This is a genomic window from Faecalibacterium hattorii (assembly GCF_003287455.1).
Taxonomy (GTDB): Bacteria; Bacillota; Clostridia; order Oscillospirales; family Ruminococcaceae; genus Faecalibacterium; species Faecalibacterium hattorii.
On record NZ_PRLC01000014.1, the window covers coordinates 44441 to 62641 of the forward strand.

General features: G+C 61.3%; 16 protein-coding genes and 1 tRNA gene. 10 read left to right on the forward strand and 7 right to left on the reverse strand.

The features are described 5' to 3' along the window. Positions 1 to 9: 9 nt before the first annotated feature. A complete protein-coding gene (locus C4N23_RS10240) occupies positions 10 to 729 on the reverse strand; it encodes a hypothetical protein (RefSeq protein ID WP_242983769.1) in 720 nt (239 codons plus the stop codon). A gap of 112 nt (positions 730 to 841) precedes the next feature. Here C4N23_RS10240 and C4N23_RS10245 point away from each other — a divergent pair, with 112 nt between their 5' ends. After that, on the forward strand, positions 842 to 1792 hold the full coding sequence (locus C4N23_RS10245) for an RluA family pseudouridine synthase (protein WP_097838998.1): 951 nt from the start codon (positions 842 to 844) through the stop codon (positions 1790 to 1792). A 182-nt stretch (positions 1793 to 1974) separates the two neighbouring features. Here C4N23_RS10245 and C4N23_RS10250 read toward each other — a convergent pair whose 3' ends face one another. Continuing rightward, positions 1975 to 2994: an alpha-hydroxy-acid oxidizing protein gene (locus C4N23_RS10250; protein ID WP_055190299.1), complete on the reverse strand. Its 1020-nt coding sequence runs from the start codon at positions 2992 to 2994 to the stop codon at positions 1975 to 1977. A gap of 265 nt (positions 2995 to 3259) precedes the next feature. Between C4N23_RS10250 and C4N23_RS10255 the strand changes: the two genes are divergently transcribed. The 3 genes from C4N23_RS10255 to C4N23_RS10265 all read left to right on the forward strand — a co-directional run bounded on the left by C4N23_RS10255 (position 3260) and on the right by C4N23_RS10265 (position 4943). Next, a tRNA-Ser gene (locus tag C4N23_RS10255) sits at positions 3260 to 3351 on the forward strand. Between the two features lie 56 nt (positions 3352 to 3407). Beyond that, positions 3408 to 4091 carry a gamma-glutamyl-gamma-aminobutyrate hydrolase family protein gene (locus tag C4N23_RS10260; protein WP_112145847.1) on the forward strand — a complete coding sequence of 228 codons (684 nt, stop codon included), beginning with the start codon at positions 3408 to 3410 and terminating at the stop codon, positions 4089 to 4091. 15 nt (positions 4092 to 4106) lie between these two features. Continuing rightward, a complete protein-coding gene (locus C4N23_RS10265) occupies positions 4107 to 4943 on the forward strand; it encodes a hypothetical protein (RefSeq protein ID WP_112145849.1) in 837 nt (278 codons plus the stop codon). Positions 4944 to 5033: 90 nt separating this feature from the next. Here the strand turns inward: C4N23_RS10265 and C4N23_RS13830 are convergent, their stop codons facing one another. The 5 genes from C4N23_RS13830 to C4N23_RS10290 all read right to left on the reverse strand — a co-directional run bounded on the left by C4N23_RS13830 (position 5034) and on the right by C4N23_RS10290 (position 10379). Then, complete coding sequence (locus tag C4N23_RS13830) at positions 5034 to 5876, reverse strand: hypothetical protein (RefSeq protein WP_146746484.1); 843 nt, start codon at positions 5874 to 5876, stop codon at positions 5034 to 5036. Between the two features lie 109 nt (positions 5877 to 5985). After that, positions 5986 to 6177 (reverse strand): hypothetical protein, encoded by a 192-nt coding sequence (locus C4N23_RS10275; protein ID WP_242983770.1) that lies wholly within the window; start codon positions 6175 to 6177, stop codon positions 5986 to 5988. Positions 6178 to 6249: 72 nt separating this feature from the next. Next, the gene (locus C4N23_RS10280; RefSeq protein ID WP_112145855.1) at positions 6250 to 8298 is read right to left on the reverse strand and encodes a hypothetical protein; all 2049 of its coding nucleotides are present in this window, start codon (positions 8296 to 8298) and stop codon (positions 6250 to 6252) included. Between the two features lie 31 nt (positions 8299 to 8329). After that, on the reverse strand, positions 8330 to 9646 hold the full coding sequence (locus C4N23_RS10285; protein ID WP_112145857.1) for a GHKL domain-containing protein: 1317 nt from the start codon (positions 9644 to 9646) through the stop codon (positions 8330 to 8332). Positions 9647 to 9668: 22 nt separating this feature from the next. Continuing rightward, positions 9669 to 10379, reverse strand: coding sequence for a LytR/AlgR family response regulator transcription factor (locus C4N23_RS10290; RefSeq protein WP_242983771.1), 711 nt, complete (start codon positions 10377 to 10379; stop codon positions 9669 to 9671). A 679-nt stretch (positions 10380 to 11058) separates the two neighbouring features. Between C4N23_RS10290 and C4N23_RS10295 the strand changes: the two genes are divergently transcribed. The 6 genes from C4N23_RS10295 (at position 11059) to C4N23_RS10320 (ending at position 18122) form a co-directional block, all read left to right on the forward strand. Further along, complete coding sequence (locus tag C4N23_RS10295; RefSeq protein ID WP_055190287.1) at positions 11059 to 12525, forward strand: aminotransferase class I/II-fold pyridoxal phosphate-dependent enzyme; 1467 nt, start codon at positions 11059 to 11061, stop codon at positions 12523 to 12525. Between the two features lie 13 nt (positions 12526 to 12538). Then, on the forward strand, positions 12539 to 13396 hold the full coding sequence (gene speE / locus C4N23_RS10300; protein ID WP_055190285.1) for a polyamine aminopropyltransferase: 858 nt from the start codon (positions 12539 to 12541) through the stop codon (positions 13394 to 13396). Further along, positions 13396 to 14271 carry an agmatinase gene (gene speB, locus C4N23_RS10305; RefSeq protein WP_181567115.1) on the forward strand — a complete coding sequence of 292 codons (876 nt, stop codon included), beginning with the start codon at positions 13396 to 13398 and terminating at the stop codon, positions 14269 to 14271. Before speE ends, speB begins: the two co-directional genes overlap by 1 nt. An 84-nt stretch (positions 14272 to 14355) precedes the next feature. Further along, a complete protein-coding gene (locus C4N23_RS10310) occupies positions 14356 to 15615 on the forward strand; it encodes a saccharopine dehydrogenase family protein (RefSeq protein ID WP_055190283.1) in 1260 nt (419 codons plus the stop codon). After that, the gene (locus C4N23_RS10315) at positions 15615 to 16826 is read left to right on the forward strand and encodes a carboxynorspermidine decarboxylase (RefSeq protein ID WP_112145861.1); all 1212 of its coding nucleotides are present in this window, start codon (positions 15615 to 15617) and stop codon (positions 16824 to 16826) included. Before C4N23_RS10310 ends, C4N23_RS10315 begins: the two co-directional genes overlap by 1 nt. Positions 16827 to 17060: 234 nt before the next feature. After that, entirely contained in the window at positions 17061 to 18122 is a 1062-nt protein-coding gene (locus C4N23_RS10320; RefSeq protein ID WP_112145863.1) for a SpoIID/LytB domain-containing protein, read from the forward strand. Positions 18123 to 18201 lie beyond the last annotated feature (79 nt).

Here is an 18201-nt window from a genome sequence, read left to right on the forward strand (position 1 = left end):
CCACAAATTTTACGGCACCCAGATGCGGTCTACATGGGTCACCTCGCCGTTTTGGATGGTCACGGTCGTGTTTCCCGCATTCCACCCATAACCATCTTCCTCATTGCTCATTGCATCGCAGACCGCCCGGTCTCCCTTTACGATCACCGGGTCGGCTTCAAAGTCTGCTGCACCGTCCGACAGTTCGATATCGTCTGCCATAACAAGCTGCTTTGCCACTCCCACTTCATAATAAACAGGAAAATCATCCCATGTCAAAGTCCGGTAGTGGTCATCCTCTTTGCATAAGTCGATCCCGCCTTCTTCTATTCCACCGTTGATGGTCACATAGTTGTTTTCCCGCTCAACGCTTTCCACGGTCAGGGCTGTGATTTCCTCTGTCCCGTTCAGATGCGTTGCAATGGTGTCTCCTTCGCTCAATGCTTCGATCTCTGGGGCTGTGTACCGGTCATAGTCGTATACGACCGCGTCGTTGATGGTATTCTTGCGTTCACCGACCCATACTTTATCGCTTTCAAAGCTGATGTGATAGGTGCCATCCGGAAGGGGTTCGCTCAGTAAAACGCCTTGCATTGGCTGTACTTCCGTTTTTTGCGCCTCCGAAGAGGTGGTGCTTGTCGTGGAAGCCGCCGCGCTTCCAGCCGTGGAACCGGACGCCCCACAGCCCGCCATGGTGATTCCAAGAGCCAACAGCACAGTAAGTGTTCCTATTTTGTGGTTCCATTTCATACGAAAACCTTCCTTCTCTTGCTTGACGGAATGTTTCCGTTCCGCTACAATAAAAACGATTCAAAGACCCATTCTATTGCGACTGATTTTAAGATAGAGAGGATAATTTTTCGTGAGAATCTTGAAAGTGAAATGTCTGGCCCCCACCCGGCTGGACAATTATCTGATGCAGCAGTTCCCGGCGCTGAATCCGGGCCGCCTGAACAAGGCCCTGCGGGAGAACAAGATCAAGCTGAACGGCAAAAAGCAGCCGCTCTCCACCCGCGTGATGGCGGGCGACGAGATCAAGCTCTTCATTCTGGACGAGGTACTGGACGCCGACAAGCGGGTGGAAGGCCCGGCGTGGAAGAACGCCCGCGGCCCGGCGCAGGTCATCTACGACTGCCCGCAGATCTTGGTGGTGAACAAGCCCGCCGGCCTTTCCGTAGACGGCCCGGAGGACGACACCCTGCTCAACCGTGCGCTGCTCTACCTGAACCAGAAGGGCGAATATAAGGAGAACGACCTCTACACTCCGGCGCTGTGCCACCGGCTCGACACCGGCACCAGCGGCCTTGTCATCCTCGCCAAGACCCCGGAGGCCGAGCAGCTCTTCCTTGAGGTCATCAAGAACCGCGAGGTCAAGAAGACCTACCTCTGCGTCACCTTCGGCCGCCCTGTTCCGCCGGACGGCACGCTGGGCGGCTACCTGCTCAAGGACGCCGACCGCGGCATCGTGAAGATCGTGCCCGACAAGCAGCCCGGCGCCAAGGACGTGGAGACCCAGTACGAGACCATTGCCGTCTCCGGCCGCCTCGCCCTGCTCAAGGTCCGGCTCATCACCGGCCGCACCCACCAGATCCGCGCCCATATGGCCAGCATCGGCTGCCCCATCCTCGGCGACAGCAAGTACGGCAACAACACCGCCAACCGCGAGCTCAAGCTCAAGTATCAGGCCCTCTGCGCGTGGGAACTCACCCTCCCCCGCTTCACCCAGCCCGATTTCGCCGACCTCTCCGGTAAGACCTTCCACGCCCCGAAACCGTGGTATTATCAGCAGGTGCTGGATGGGACGCTAAAGTAAAAATCAAAAACTCCCCGAAATCGGAAAAGCGTTTGTGCCGTATGGCACACCGCCCGATTTTGGGGAGTTTTGTTCCTCTTTGGGGTCATTAGGGGCGAGCAGCCCCTAATTCGTGCTCCGCGCCTCGAAAAAGCGGCGCTTTTCTGGTACTCTTTTGGCGCGCAAAAGAGTACATATTCCCTTTAGATACGCACCATCTCGCGGCTGATCTCGCTCAGGCTGTGCGCCCCGCACATCTGCATGGTATCGGCCAGCTCCCCGGCGATCTTGTCGATGTAGCACTTCACACCCTCTTCGCCGCCGCCATAGACGGCGGTGACGAAGGGACGGCAGATGAGCACCGCGTCAGCTCCCAGTGCCAGCGCCTTGAAGACGTCCACCCCGGAGCGGATGCCGCCATCCACGAGGATCTTCACACCGCTGCCCTTGAGGGCATCGGCGATCTCCGGCAGGACCTCGGCAGTGGCGGGGCACTGGTCCAGCACACGGCCGCCGTGGTTGGAAACGACGATGGCCGCTGCCCCGGCCTCCTTGGCCTTGAGGGCGCCCTTGACGGTCATGACGCCCTTCACGATGAAGGGGCGGCCCGCCAGCGCCACGATCTCCCGGAGCTCGGCAACGCTCTTGCTGCCCGCCGGGGGGGTCATGTTCTTGAGGAAGGGCAGACCGGCGGCGTCCACATCCATGGCAACGGCAAAGCAGCCGCTGGCCTTGGCCTGTTCCATCTTGGCCTTGACGGTGTCGATGTTCCACGGCTTGATGGTGGGCACGCCGCAGCCGCCCGCCGCGCCGATGGCCTTGGTGGCCATGGTCATTACGTCGGGGTTCACGCCGTCGCCGGTGAAGGCCGCGATGCCGTTTTCGGCACAGGCACGCACCAGCACATCGTTATAGGTCATGTCGTTGTAGGCGTCGGAGTAGTGGAGGTTCACCGCACCCACGGGGCCCGCAAAGAAGGGCAGCTTGAAACGCTTGCCGAACAGCTCCACATGGGTGTCGGGGGTGCCGTTCTCGCACAGGGTATCCATGTTGACCCGAACCTCGGCCCACTTATTATAATTGCGGATGGCCGTGTCCCCCACGCCCTTGGCACCGGGGCCGGGGATCTGGTTCTTGCAGGCCACACCGTTGCACACCGGGCAAGCCTTGCAGTACTGACCGATGCACTGCCGCGCATTGCTTAAAACATCCGAATAATTCATTGTGATCTTCCTCCTGTTTTGATTCAAATCCATCCGGAAGGGGTTCTTCCGCCCACGCTCTGCCCTCATCATAGTCCGATTTGGGGGCCGCGTCAAGAGGGTTTGCCGGGCGGATGCAGAGTTTGTAAAGCCGCATTCGCGCCCCTGCGTCGTTTTTCGATTTTTTCAATTTTTTTCAAAAAAATCCTTGACAAAAGTGCTTCTTTCAGGTATTATAGTGGAGCGCTGAGGGCCACGGCCCGAAAACGCTGAAAACTGAAGATGTGGAAAGATGGCTGAGTTGGTCTAAGGCGCACGACTGGAAATCGTGTAACGTGTCAAAAGCGTTCTGGGGTTCGAATCCCCATCTTTCCGCCAAAATGCCCGGAACCGATGGTTCCGGGTTTTTGTTTTACAAAAGCGAGGCAGTTAAAATGAGTGTTACGATCGCAATGCCAAGAATGAGCACTGACCCGGAGCTGACGGCGGCTCAGGCCAAATATCCCGAAAGCCTTGCGCGGGCCGGGGCGGACGTCTGCTGGGTCCAGCTTTCTGACCCGGAGCGCGCCGTGCAGGAGGCGCTGACCTGCGACGGCTTGCTGCTGCCCGGCGGTGGCGACATGGACCCCCAATTCTACGGGCAGAAGCGCATCCCCGCCTGTGGAGAGCCGAACCTCCTCCGCGACGCCGCCGAGCCGCCGCTGCTGCGAGCCTTTCTGGCCGCTGACAAGCCGGTGCTGGGCATCTGCCGGGGCATTCAGGTGATGAATGTCGTCTTGGGCGGCACGCTGTATCAGGACATCAAGCCCTTTGCCCATGTCCCCCACAACGACCACTGGGCCAAGATCCACACCGTCACCGTCCGCCGGGGCACAAAGCTGGAACAGATCTTGGGGCAGGACACCGTCCTCGTCAACAGCCAGCACCATCAGGCGGTGGATCGGATCGCCCCCGGCCTGACCCTTGCGGCCCTCAGCGAAGACGGCATCGTGGAGGCCATCGAGAAACCGGACGCGAAATTCTGCCTCGGCGTCCAGTGGCACCCGGAGTGGCTCAGCGCCGCCGACCCCGCCATGCAGGGCCTGTTCGACGCCTTCATGGCCGCGTGCCGACATTAAAAAGGAGGGTTCTTCATGACCGCTTCCAAACAAAAAAAGCGCGGCCGGGCCGCGCTCATCCTGTTGCTCTGCCTGTTGGTACTCTGCCTTGCGGCGGGCGGCACGGCCTACGCACTGCTGCGGCAGAAGGTCCGGGCCATTCAGGCCGGAGCCGAATTTGACTTCAGCTACACCGTGACCTCCCCTGCCGCCGAGACCCCCGCCCTCTACGGCGTCTTGCAGCAGGCGGGCGCGGCGCAGGGCACCGTTTCCGGTCAGTATGCGCCGGGCAAGTTCCAGTTCGCGCTGACGTCCGGAAAGACTGGCAATGCCTTTACGCGGGTATACATCGACGCCAAGGAGACCCTCTACGACGCCGGGCAGCTCTACACCTACCTGCGCAACGAAGTCGTGAGCGCCGCACCGCTGGCGGGGCTGGTGCTGCCGGGCTGGAGCATGGGCAGCTACATCTCCCAGACCCAGTTGGCTTCCCTGCTGGGCGTGGAGCTTTCCGCCGTGGAGCTGCAGGACATGACCAGCCTTTCCCTGACGCTGGGCGCGCTGCAGAAGGTCTCCCCTGCCGGGGCGCTGGACGGCTACACCTACTACCAACTGCCCGCGGGTGAGAGCGGCCTGAGCTGCATCGTCGGTCTGTCCCTAAAGACGCTCTTCGCCAAGGAAACGCCCCTCCACATCCTGCTGACCATCCCGGAACATGAGGTAACCATCGCCCTCAACGGCACCGTCACCGCCGCCGAAACGGCTGTGGTGGCCCCCAGCTCCCGGATGACCGATGCGGACGTTCAGCGCTTCGTGGAGCTCCGCAAAGCGCTGGAGAGCTTTACAGATGTATTGCAGAGCCTTCTCTCCTGAGATGCAAAAACGGCTTGACAAAAACCGCGCAGGGCGGCGCTCCCCTTCGGGAGGACCCGCTCTGCGCGGTTTGCGTTTCTACTGCAAAGATCAGGAGCCCCACTCGGCGTAGTGGTCTTGGATCCACTGGGCACCTTCGCCCTTGCCGGTGACCTGACTGTAGGTCAGGTTCGTCAGTTCCTTGGTCATAGCGTCCTTCTCGGTCTTGTATTCCTTTTCGGCCTGATCCGCAATGCTCTGGTCGCGGCCATTGTCCGTCAGATACTGGCGCAGTTCCTTGATAATGGTGTTGAACTCTGCATCACACTCATTCTGGATCTGGTTCAGCCGGTTGGACTTGCCGAGGACCACCGAGACCTTCAGCGCAAGAGAGCGCTCTTCGACCGGGTGGGCGATGTATTCGTCATAGGAATCGCAGACTGTACGGTACAGCCTCCGCTGGGTCCGCTTCTGCAAAGCCTTGATCTCATGCACGTAGGCGTTGATCTTGGCATCCACTGCGCTTTCGGCACTGGCGCTGCTGGAAGGGGTGCTGGAGGGCTCACTGCCGGAAGCCGGATGAGAAGAGGCCGGGTGGGACGATGCCGCACTGGACGCGGGCTGCGAATGGGCGGCGTCCGACGAGGAAGCCGAACTGCTGGCTGCTTCACTGGAAGATGCCGGTTCGCTCTCCGAAACGGAGTCAGGCTCCGCAGCCTCTTCTGAAGCTGCCGCAGAGTCTGCCAGTTCCGGCCCCGACACCGCAGAGCCGGCCGGGGATGACGCACTTGCCGCGCCGGATGCAGGCTCCTGCGCCGCTTCACTCGAACCGGATGCAGACTCCGAAGCCGCTCCTGAACCTGCGGGACGCGCCGCAGCAAAGCCCACCACCGCCAATATTATAATGATACCCATCACGACAGCCGCCATGAGTTTTTTCGTTTTTTTCTGCATGATACGCCAAATGCTCCCTTTTGATGGATTCTCCGCAGAATGCTGCGGAGCACTTTAAGGATACCATTTCACGTTCCAGAACACAAGGGATTTTTCGTGAAACTTTTGTTTATTCTAGACAGTCTATGAAATAGTAGGCGGGTCCGTTGTTTTCCGCCGCGTCGATCTGGCTGTCCTGCACACGGATGGTCTTGCCCTGCAAGTCCTTCGGTCTGCGCAGCGGCTCGGTGCCGTAAAAGGAGCGTGCCCCGGCGTCGTACCAGCTCAGGCCCACCAGCTCCCGCTGGGAGAACTCCTGCAAAAAAGTCGTCTGTCCACGAGGCAGTGAACAGACGACGGCTCAAAGGAGAAATGGACTGTGGAGCGAAAAGGCTTACTTTGCCAGTAGGACGGAGACCGTCACTTCCTTGGCGTCGGTGCTCAAGTCAAACGCACCGCCGTCCTGCAGCGCGAAGCGGACCTCATACACGTTCTGGGCGCGGAGCTTGCCGGAGGCCTTTTCCAGCGACCAGTTCCCGGTAAAGGCGTGGTACTGGCCATCGGTGCCCAGTGCATAGAGCTTGTAGTCCGCCGCGCGGCCGGTCAGGCCGTTGACCCGGATGGCCGCGATGGTCTGGGGATGGAGATTGTCAAAGGTAACGGTGTGGAGCCATGTGGCCGGGGTGCCCTGCCCGCCGGCTGCAGCAAAGGCGGCGGGGGTGACAACGGTGCGGCGGGTCTTGTCCAGATCCACCTTGCGGTAGGGCATTTCAGGCAGATAGACAAAACGATCCTGCAAGCGGAGCAGTTCCTTGTAGCCGGTGGGGCAGTACAGCTTGTTGCCGTCCCGCCCGGCATACATGCCGATGGCCATGTTGTTGTAGCCGTAAAGGGACGAAACATCCACGGTCAGCACGGTTTTTCCGCTGTTAAAGTCGAGGGCGATGTACTGCCACATGCCGCTGTCCACATCCTGCACGAAGCCGTAGATGTAGCCGGTGGCGGTGGAGAGCTTCATCATGGACGTATCGCTCAGGTCATCCCGGCACCAAACGCTCTTCATAGCCCAGCTGCCGTCCGCTTTTTTCACGGTGTCCACCCGCTCGACGCCGGGCATGATCATGCAGTTGCCCTTGCGCAGCCAGTTCCGGTCGTAGATATTCTCATAGCTCTGGATGGAAGAATCGCTGTCGGGCTTAGCGAGGTTCGGGCTGCCCGCGCCGAACCAGTTGCAGACGATGGTGCTGACGGTGCCGTTGCCGTGGTCGTAGACGATGGCGGAGTTTTCCACCGAGACCGGCATATTGGCGGGCAGCTCGTCGATGACCGGGCAGCTTGCCGCCACGGCACCGGTGCGGATGTCCAGCGCCATCAGGCTAACCGTTTCCAGATTGTCGGTGAAGAAGACCAGCTCCGGGCTGAGGGAGGGCGAGCAGCCGCTGCCCCATGCAAGGCCGCCGCCGGTGGTGGCCGCACCTTCCCGGCTGTCCTTGGCCCCGGCGCTGGCGTAGGGGGTGCGCCAGACGATGTCCACGCCGTTGTCGGCCCGCAGCAGATAGCACGCGAGATTGGTCAGGATGACCGCCCCCTCCCTGCAGGATGCGATGCCGTTTTCGGCACCCTCGCCGGGCTGCGGCGCGTAGACATGCACTTCGTGGTCAAGGTCGGCGGTGCCGCCCGCCAGAATGGTCTCGATGGCGGCATGGGAGATGTAGCCCATGGCTCCCTGCTGGCCGCGGTCGGGGTAGATGCGGAAGCCGCCCGTTACGAACCAGAGGTTGCCCTCGTAGTCGAAGACGATGGAAAGGAGGTTCTGTTCCAGCGTCCGGCCCAGCACCCGCTCGGCGGCGGCTTTGATGTTGATATCCAGCACCTTTTCAAAAATGGGCAGCGGGGTGCCGGTCTCATCGGTCGCCTTGAGCATCAGGACATGGTTGTGGCTGGTGGGGCAGACGATGAGGTTCCGCCCATCCACAAAGGAATAGGAGCTCTGGATGACATACCCGCCGCCATCGTGCTTTGCGGGCGAGAAGCAGCCCAGCGTGACCACCTCGGCGGCGTCGAGGTCGCGGATGGCAAGGCCGCCCAGCAGCGGGACCACGGGGTTGTCGAAATTGTCGAAGAAGATGGCCGGGGAGGCATTGGGGTTGATCTTTTCCATGGCCACGTTGACTTCCGGCTCGATGCCGATGGGCAGGACTGCATCGGTGGAGTCGGTGTTGTAGCAGTCGTGGTGGATATTGGATTCGCTCCGGCCCATGAAGGGGTTCGGGTCCACGACCTTGGCCGTCAGGGGGTTGGGGGGCAGGGCAGTCTCGGCAGAGCTTTCCAACAAGCCGGAAAACAGGCCGTTGGTCTCGGCGGCGCTGGCGGCGGGGGCCAGCCCACAGGCCAGAAGGGTGAGCGCGGATGCGCTGAGAAAGCTGCGTCGTGTCAGTTTCATGATGTCGATCCTCCAGATTCCAGTAAAGTTGTTATAAATTCAGGAGCACATTAGCCCGGAATACGTTGTTTTCCGTCTCGACGGTCAGGTTGCCGTGGTATTTTTGCACGGTGGTATGGATGGAGACAAGGCCGATGCCCTGCCCTTCATGCTTGGTGGAGTGCAGGATGCCTTTCTGCTTTTTCAGCACGCCGTCGTAGCGGTTCTCCACCACGATGCCCAGCATCGCCGGGCTCAGCATCCGGGCCATCACCCGCACCTGCCGCTCGTCCGGCGGCAGCTTCTGGCTGGCGAACACGGCGTTTTCCAGCAAGTTGCCCAGCAGCGTACACAAGTCCGCCTCCGGCAGGGGCAGCCGCTTGGGCAGCTCCAGCTTCCATTCCACCGGGATCCCCTTCTGCCGGGCGTCGCTGTCGTAGTGGCCGGCCAGCGCATCCACGGCGGGGTTGGCGCAGAGGGTGGGCCGCGCATCGTTCAGCTCGTCCTCGTACTGGCGCAGGTAGCTCTTCAGCTCCTCCAGCTCCCCCGCCTCAGTTAGGCCGGAAATGACGTGCAGATGCTGGCGGAAGTCATGGCGCAGACTGCGGGTCTGATCCATATAGGCCCGCAGCTCCATATAGCGGCGGGATTCCACGGCCAGAAGCTGATTTTCGCGGTCCAGCCGGGTGTTGCGGGTGTACTCCATTGCCACCCGGTACATCTCGTACAGCAGCAGGAAGATGCCAAGCAGGGAGATGGACACGGCCAGCACCGCGATGATCATGATCCGGTTGATGAGGACGATGGCCGAGTCCCGCGGCATACAGAAGATGAGGAAGGCCGCGTAGATGGCGGGCAGCGGCCACGCCGACTGCCAAAACGCTTCGCCGTGGTACTCCCCCAGCAGCCATGCGCTCCACCGGACGGCGGTGAAGGTGAAGATGGTGCTCAGCACCACCGAGAGCGCCAGCGCGATCACCGCTGTGGATGCAAGAGAGACCGCCTCGTGGTTGCCGGTCTCGGCGCGGGCATTCAGCACCGCAGCCAGCAGCGAGCAGACCGCCAGCATCACCGCCGCAATGGCGAACAGGAAGGCCGTCTGGGTGACCGACACCCCCGGTGCCGCCCGCCACCGCAGCAGCCAGAACGCCACGATGAGAATGGGCAGCAGGAAATAGTTGCTCGGCACCTCCAGCACAGAGCAGACCCCCGCGCAGACAGCGCAGATCACCGTGACCAGCCCTGCCGCAATGCCAAAGGTCCTGCGGGGCGCGGTCAGGTGCTCCCGCAGCGGGGCAAGGCAGAGATACGCTCCCGGATACAATAATGCAAATTCGAGAAAATAGCGTCCAAACTGCGCAGCATTCACGGCTTTTGCCTCCTCTCCGAACTTAAAATTCCCGCTGCATATGGCGGAACTGATACTGTGTAAAGCGTGCCAACAGGGTGTTTTTGTCCTTCTGGCGGATGGGCAGCCGCGCACCGTCCAGCATCTCAAAACAGTCGCCTTCGAACCGCAGCACCTTGTCCATATTCAGCAGGACGCCCCGGTTGCAGACAAGGAAGTTTTCGTGGGCGGAAAGCTCCTGCTCCACTTGGGAAAAGGTCGCTGCGGCGCGGCACTCCCCGTCGTCGGTCACGACCCGGACGATGTGGTTCTGGGAGGCCGCGTAGTGGACCTTGCTCAGCGGGATCTGCATGGTCTGCCGCGCGATCCGCACATCCAGCTCCGGTTCCTGTCGGCACAGCACCCGCCGCAGCTCGGCAGTCAGAAGCGCGATCTTTTCCTCTTTATAGGGCTTCAGTAAGTAATCGAAGGGATGCACCGGGAAGGCATCCCACACATATTCCGGCGAGGAGGTCACAAAGACGATGAGGAGCCGCGGGTCTTTCTCTCGCAGCTGCCGGGCCGTCTCGATGCCGTTGGTGCCCGCCATGCAGATATCCAAAAACACCACCTCATATGCGCCGGTGGTGAATCGTGCTAAAAGATCGTCGCCGCTGGAAAACTTCGTACAGATAGGTCTGTCCCCTTGGAACGCCCGGCGCAGCAGCAGTTCCAGCCGCCGTGCTTCCGGTTCCTGATCTTCGACGATCGCCATTCGCAGCTCCATCGCTACGCCCCCTTACGACTCTATTTTACCATACTTTTTCTCCTGCCGCACCTGCCATTCACGCACGAAACACCCCCTTTCACGCAGGTTTGGGCCTATTTTTGGGGTCCCCATGTCGAACAGCGTCGAAAACCGACGGCGGGGCTTTCCCGTCTGCCTTTGTAAAAAAGTATTACTTATTCAGGTAAAATTTCATAAAATTCCAAAAAAATCATTGACAGACAAAGTACAACATGATACGATAACAGTCGATTTTGAAAGACAAAGCACGTCAGAGTCTTTTCAAAGCAATTTACCTAGGACCGCCCAGCGGGGCTAAGGCCATACGGACAGCCGGGTCCACTGCCGACCGGCGGCATTGCCGCCATTATTGATTGAGTTTGAAGCTCAGATTTTATAAGTTGGTTCCTTTACAACCATGAAATTGTGCATCGTGGTGCGCAGACTTGTGAAACGGTCAATAAGAGTAGTAAAAGTGTAGTTGCTATATAGACTCTCGTCATCCCGTCTTTTTGAATCATGCGAAAACAGCTTTGCTCCGGCCTTTTTCTGCCGGTGGGCTTTGTTCGTGTGCGTTCACAGCTTTTTGAAAGCGCAGGTCTGCATCCCAGTGTGCAGGACCTGCGCTTTTTGTTTTGCCAAAAGGAGCCAAGGACGGAGGAAGAGTATGAACGAGAGCAGAACGCGGACCAAGCTTGACCAGCGCCGCGCGCCCATTTATGAGGCGCTGGAACAGTTCCGCCAGATGCGGGTGGTCCCCTTTGATGTGCCCGGCCACAAGCGGGGCCGAGGCAACCCGGAGCTGACGGCCTTTCTGGGCCAGCAGTGCGTAGGCGTGGACGTGAACAGCATGAAGCCGCTGGACAACCTCTGCCACCCGGTGTCGGTCATCCGGGAAGCGGAGGAGCTGGCCGCCGACGCCTTTGGGGCGGCCCACGCCTTTTTGATGGTGGGCGGCACCACCAGCAGTGTGCAGAGCATGGTGCTGACCGCCTGCAAGCGGGGGGATGAGATCATCCTGCCCCGCAATGTGCACCGCAGCGTGCTGAATGCGCTGGTGCTCTGTGGCGCGGTACCGGTCTATGTCAACCCGGAGGTGGACAAGCGGCTGGGCATTTCGCTGGGCATGAAGCGGGAGCAGGTGGAAAAGGCCATCCGGGAGCACCCCAACGCCGTGGCCGTTCTGGTGAACAACCCCACCTACTACGGCATCTGTTCCGACCTGCGCGCCATCGTGAAGATGGCCCACGACGCCGGGATGCTCTGCCTTGCGGACGAAGCCCACGGCACCCACTTCTACTTCGGCGGCGGGCTTCCCGTCTCCGCCATGGCGGCGGGGGCGGATATGGCCTCCGTCTCGATGCACAAGAGCGGCGGCAGCCTGACCCAGTCCAGCCTTCTGCTCATCGGGCCCAATGTCCACCCCGGCTATGTACGCCAGATCATCAACCTGACCCAGACCACCTCCGGCAGCTACCTGCTGATGTCCAGCCTCGACATCTCCCGCCGCAACCTCGCACTGCGGGGGCGGCAGGTGTTCCATCAGGTCGCGGACATGGCCGAGTATGCGCGGGAGGAGATCAACGCCGTGGGCGGCTACTACGCTTTCGGCAAGGAACTGTGCAACGGCAACTCCGTCTTTGACTTCGACACCACCAAGCTCAGCGTGCACACGCTGGACATCGGCCTTGCGGGCATCGAGGTCTACGATATCCTCCGCGACGAGTACGACATCCAGATCGAATTCGGCGACATCGGCAACATTCTGGCCTACCTGTCCATCGGCGACCGTCCGCAGGAAGTGGAGCGGCTGGTCAGCGCCTTGGCCGAGATCAAGCGCCGCTACCGCACCGACGGAGCCGGGCTGCTCAGTCAGGAATACATCGACCCGGTGGTGGCCGCCAGCCCGCAGGAGGCGTTCTACGCCCCGAAAAAGAGCCTCCCCTTACGGGAGACCGAGGGCATGGTGTGCAGTGAGTTCGTCATGTGCTACCCGCCGGGCATCCCCATTCTGGCCCCCGGCGAACGGATCACCAAGGAGATCCTGAATTACATCGAGTACGCCAAGGCCAAGGGCTGCAGCATGACCGGCCCCGAAGACCCGGACATCCTGCACCTGAACGTACTGGCATAAGGGGGAATGAACCATGGAATTTTGGTTTTCGGAATTTCACACCCCGGACGTGAAACACAGCATCCGGGTGAGCAAACAGCTCTACTCCAAGCAGAGCGACTACCAGCGCATCGACATCTTTGAGACGCCGGAGTTCGGCCGGGTGCTGACGCTGGACGGCAACGTGATGCTGACCGAGCGGGACGAGTTCATCTACGACGAGATGATCGTCCATGTGCCTATGGCCGTCCACAAAGAGGCGAAGGATATCCTCGTCATCGGCGCGGGCGACGGCGGCGTAGTGCGGGAGCTGACCCGCTACGACCGGGTAGAGCGGATCGACCTTGTGGAGATGGACCCGCAGGTGGTGGAGGCGTGCCGCGCCTACCTGCCCGGCAATGCCTGCCGGATGGATGACCGCCGGGTGCACATCTACTTCGAAAATGCCCTCAAGTTCATCCGCCGGTGCGAGGAGGAGTACGACCTCATCATCGTGGACTCCTCCGACCCCTTCGGCCCTTCCGAAGGGCTTTTCACCCGCGAATTCTACGGCAGCTGCTTCAACGCGCTGAAGGCCGACGGCATCATGGTCAACCAGCAGGGCAGCCCCTTCTACGCCGAGGACGCCAGCGCCATGCAGCGCAGCCACAAACGGATCGCGTCCACCTTCCCCATCAGCCGGGTGTATCAGGCCCACATCCCCACCTTCGCTGCCGGGTACTGGCTGTTCGGCTTTGCCAGCAAGAAGTACCACCCCATCGACGACCTCGACGCCGCCGCATGGAAAGCACTGAACATGCGCACCCGCTACTACACCGCCCGGCTCCACGTCGGAGCCTTTTATCTGCCCGCCTTCCTCGAAGAGATGCTGCGGGAAGTGGAGGAACACTGATGCGACCCAACATTGAAAACTTCATCGGCTGCGACAGCAGCTACCGCGCCGCCAGCATCGTGCTGTACGGTGCCCCCTACGATTCCACCACCAGCTACCGCCCCGGTGCCCGGTTCGGCCCCGCTGCCATCCGGCACGAGAGCTACGGGCTGGAGACCTACAGCCCCTACCAGAACGCCGACCTGACCGACTTCGACATCTTCGACAGCGGCGACTTGGAGCTCTGCTTCGGCTCCAGCGAGTCGGCCCTTTCCGACATTGAGGGCCGCGCCGCCGAAATTCTGGCAGACGGCAAGTTCCCGCTGCTGCTGGGCGGCGAACATCTGGTCACGCTGGGGGCCGTGCGGGCTGCGGTAGAGAAGTACCCGGATCTCCACATCGTCCACTTCGACGCCCACGCCGACCTGCGGGACGACTATCTGGGAGCCAAGCTCAGCCACGCCTGTGTGCTCCGCCGCTGCCACGAGCTTGTGGGGGACGGCCGCATCCATCAGTTCTGCATCCGCAGCGGCGACCGCGCCGAGTTCGACTTTGCAGCCCAGCACACCGAGCTGCACAAGTTCGACTTCACCGGCCTCGCCGAGCTGACGGAAGCGCTCTGCGAAAGCCGGGTGCCCGTCTACCTGACCATCGACCTCGACTGCCTCGACCCCTCCTGCTTCCCCGGCACCGGCACCCCCGAAGCGGGCGGCGTGAGCTTCTTGCAGCTGTTGGACGCCATCCGCACCGTGGCCAAGGCGAACATCGTCGCCGCCGACCTCAACGAGCTGGCCCCCACGCTGGACCCCACCGGCGTTTCCACCGCCACCGCCTGTAAGGTGCTGCGGGAGACCCTCATCGCGCTGGACAAGGGCTGGCCCGGCTTCCAAGCATAACGCCTGAATCAAAAACAACGCAGCGGTCGGGGCGCAGACCCCAGACACGCTGCGCGATCAAACATCATAAAGGAGAGACTTACCATGAGCAAAGTTCTGATCATCGGCTGCGGCGGCGTGGCTTCCGTCGCCATCCACAAGTGCTGCCAAGTGCCCGAAGTCTTCACCGAGATCTGCATCGCCAGCCGCACCAAGTCCAAGTGCGACAAGCTGGCCGCCGAACTGGCCCCGAAGACCGCCACCAAGATCACCACCGCACAGGTGGACGCTGACAAGACCGAGGAAGTCATCGCCCTCATCAAGGCTTATCAGCCCGACCTCGTGATGAACATCGCCCTGCCCTATCAGGACCTGACCATCATGGACGCCTGCCTTGCGTGCGGCGTCAACTACATGGACACCGCCAACTACGAGCCGGAGAACACCGACGACCCGGCGTGGCGCGCTGTTTACGAGAAGCGCTGCAAGGAGGCCGGGTTCTCCGCCTACTTCGATTACAGCTGGCAGTGGGCCTACGCCAAGAAGTTCGAGGAGGCCGGCCTGACCGCCCTGCTGGGCAGCGGCTTTGATCCGGGCGTGACCCAAGCTTACTGCGCCTACGCCAAGAAGCACGAGTTCGACACCATCGATACCATCGACATCCTCGACTGCAACGGCGGCGACCACGGCTATGCCTTCGCCACCAACTTCAACCCGGAGATCAACCTGCGCGAAGTGTCCGCCCCCGGCAGCTACTGGGAGAACGGCCACTGGGTCGAGATCCCAGCCATGAGCATCAAGCGGGAGTACAACTTCGACAAGGTGGGCCAGAAAGACATGTACCTGCTCCACCACGAAGAGATCGAGTCCCTCGCCAAGAACATCCCGGAGGCCAAGCGCATCCGCTTCTTCATGACCTTCGGCCAGAGCTACCTTGACCACATGCGCTGCCTCGAAGATGTGGGGATGCTCTCCACCACCCCCATCGAATTCAACGGGCAGGAGATCGTGCCCATCCAGTTCCTCAAGGCCCTTCTGCCTGACCCCGCCAGCCTCGGCCCCCGTACCAAGGGCAAGACCAACATCGGCTGCATCTTCACCGGCAAGAAGGACGGCAAGGAGAAGACCTACTATATTTATAATGTCTGCGACCATCAAGAGTGCTACAAGGAAGTCGGCTCTCAGGCCATCAGCTACACCACCGGCGTGCCCGCCATGTGCGGTGCCCTCATGCTGCTGACCGGCAAGTGGACCACCAAGGGCGTGCACACCGTGGAGGAGTTCGATCCGGATCCCTATCTGGACGCACTGGACAAGTACGGCCTCCCCCGCTCCGAGAGCCACGCCCCGGCTCTGGTGGACTGATGCGGCTGGCTGACACCCGCCCGCCCTTCGCGGGGCTGGCGAAGCTGCCGGAGGAAGCCCTCGCTTCCCTGCCCACCCCCTGCTACCTGCTGGACGAAAGCCAGCTGCGCCGCAACGGCGAGATCCTGCTGGGGGTGCAGCAGCGCACCGGCTGCAAGATCCTGCTGGCGCAGAAGGCGTTCTCGAACTTCGACCTCTACCCGCTGCTGGCCCCGTACCTTGCGGGCACCGAGGCCAGCGGCCTGTACGAGAGCCGCCTCGGCAAGGAGGAGCTGCCGGACAAGGAAAATCATGTCTTCTGTGCCGCGTTCCGGGCTGACGAATTCGACGAGCTGCTGTGCTGCGCCGACCACATCGTCTTCAACTCGCCCCACCAGCTGAAAAAGTTCGGCCCCGCCGCCAAGGCTGCGGGCAAGAGCGTGGGGCTGCGCATCAACCCGGAGTGCTCCACACAGGAGGGCCACGCCATCTATGACCCCTGTGCCCCCGGCAGCCGCCTTGGCACCACCCGCGCCCAGTGGGACGCCGCAGCGGAAAAAGATCCCGCCCTGCTCTCTCTGCTGGACGGGCTGCACTTCCACACCCTCTGCGAGCAGGACTCCGACGCGCTGGCCGCAACGCTGGACGCCGTGGAGGCGCGTTTCGGCGACCTGCTGCCGCAGATGCAGTGGCTGAATTTTGGCGGCGGGCACCACATCACCCGCCCGGATTACGACCTGCCCACGCTGGAGCGCTGCATCACCCGGATGCAGCAGACCTACGGCGTACAGGTCTACTTGGAGCCGGGCGAGGCGTGGGCGCTGAACGCGGGCTATCTCGTGACGACCGTCCTCGACGCGCTGCAGAACGGCGAAACGAGCCTTGCCATCCTCGACATGTCCGCCGCGTGCCACACGCCGGACGTCATCGAGATGCCCTACCGCCCGCCCCTGCTGGGCGCCGGGGAACCGGGCGAAAAAGCTTGCACCATCCGCCTCGGCGGCCCCACCTGCCTTGCCGGGGACGTCGTGGGCGACTACAGCTTCGCCGCCCCCCTCGCAGAGGGTGACAAGCTCATCTTCGGCGATATGGCGATCTATACCACCTGCAAAAACAATACCTTCAACGGAATGCCCCTGCCCCCCATCTGGGCCATGGACGAGACCGGCTCCTGCCGCGAGCTCGTGAAGTTTGGGTATGAGGAGTTTAAGGGGAGACTGGGAAGACTTTGAATAAAAATGGCCGTGTCCGAAGTCTGCATGTGCAGAGACCGGACACGGTCGTTTTTTGCTCTATAGTAAAAAAATGGGATTCGCTGAAAAGCGTTTCCCGTTTTTTCTGTGAAATCCCAACTCCAGTCCTTGCCCACGGGGACGGGGTGTGTTAAACTGGAAGCAAAAGGCGCGGGCAGGGGGAGGCCCCGGCCCGACGCTGTGGAATGAAAAAACTAGGGGAGGAACTGACACGTGAAACATCTCGCTCAAATTGCCCGCCGGGCGGCGGCGCTGGTGCTGGCGGCGGTGCTGGTCTGCACGCTGGTGCCCGCAGCCTTTGCAGAGGAGGAGATCGCCCACCCGACCACCATCGGCGGCGCGGACACCACTCTCGTCCCGGTGGAAGAGGAAAACTGCCTGAGCTGGCTCTTCGGCTCCAAAGATAAGATCACCATGCCCTACCTTAACATAAAGGGCAAGGGTCTGCGCCGGAACGTCACCCTCAACCTCGTGGACTGCCTTGTGGGCATCACTTACACCGAGCTGGGGTCCATCGGCAGCTTCGTCAGCTCCTCGGCGGCGCAGCAGGCGTGGAAGGCACAGGCTGTGGCCATCCATTCCTATCTGCTGTACCAAAAACAGTACGGCTCGTCGGCCAACGCCCTCGTCTACACCCCTGTGGACCAGATCCCCTCTTCGGCGCGAGACGCCCTGCGCAAGGCTATTGAGCCGGTGAAGGACGAGGTGCTGACCTACAACGGCTCGGTCATCGACGCCGTGTGGTCGGCCAGCGCGGGCTATAACACCCAGACCGGCGTTTACGGCACCTGCTCCGGCCTTGATGCGTGGGGCACCGACGTGCCTTATTTGCAGAGCGTGGAAAGCCCCTACGAGGAGCAGTACCACAACCTCATGCGCCGGATCATCGGCAAGGATTACCGCTACACCGAGTACAACGACAGCAAGACCGGCCAGCCCTACGAGAGCGCCGACACCACCCACAAGGATCTCGGCGGCTATGTGCAGTACAACACCTTCGTCTCCAATGGCCGCAGCTACCGCTACATCGGCCAGTTCGTCAGCTCCCGCTACTGCTTCGATTTCTCCGCCGACGAAAACGGCACGCCGGTCATGAATTACTACGGCTACGGCCACGGCGTCGGCATGAGCCAGTGCGGCGCGGTGGGCTACGCCAGCGAGCAGGGGATGAATTATAAAAACATCCTCAAGCACTACTACACCGGCGCCTCCATCAGCACCTCCGGCAGCTCGTCCGGCGGGCTGTTCAGTTGGCTCTTTGGGCTGTTCCGCTGAGGAAAACCCCGGAAATTCGAAGGAATTGTAGAAAATCGCTTCTCAAATGGGGCGGAATTTGGTATACTATATTAGTTTG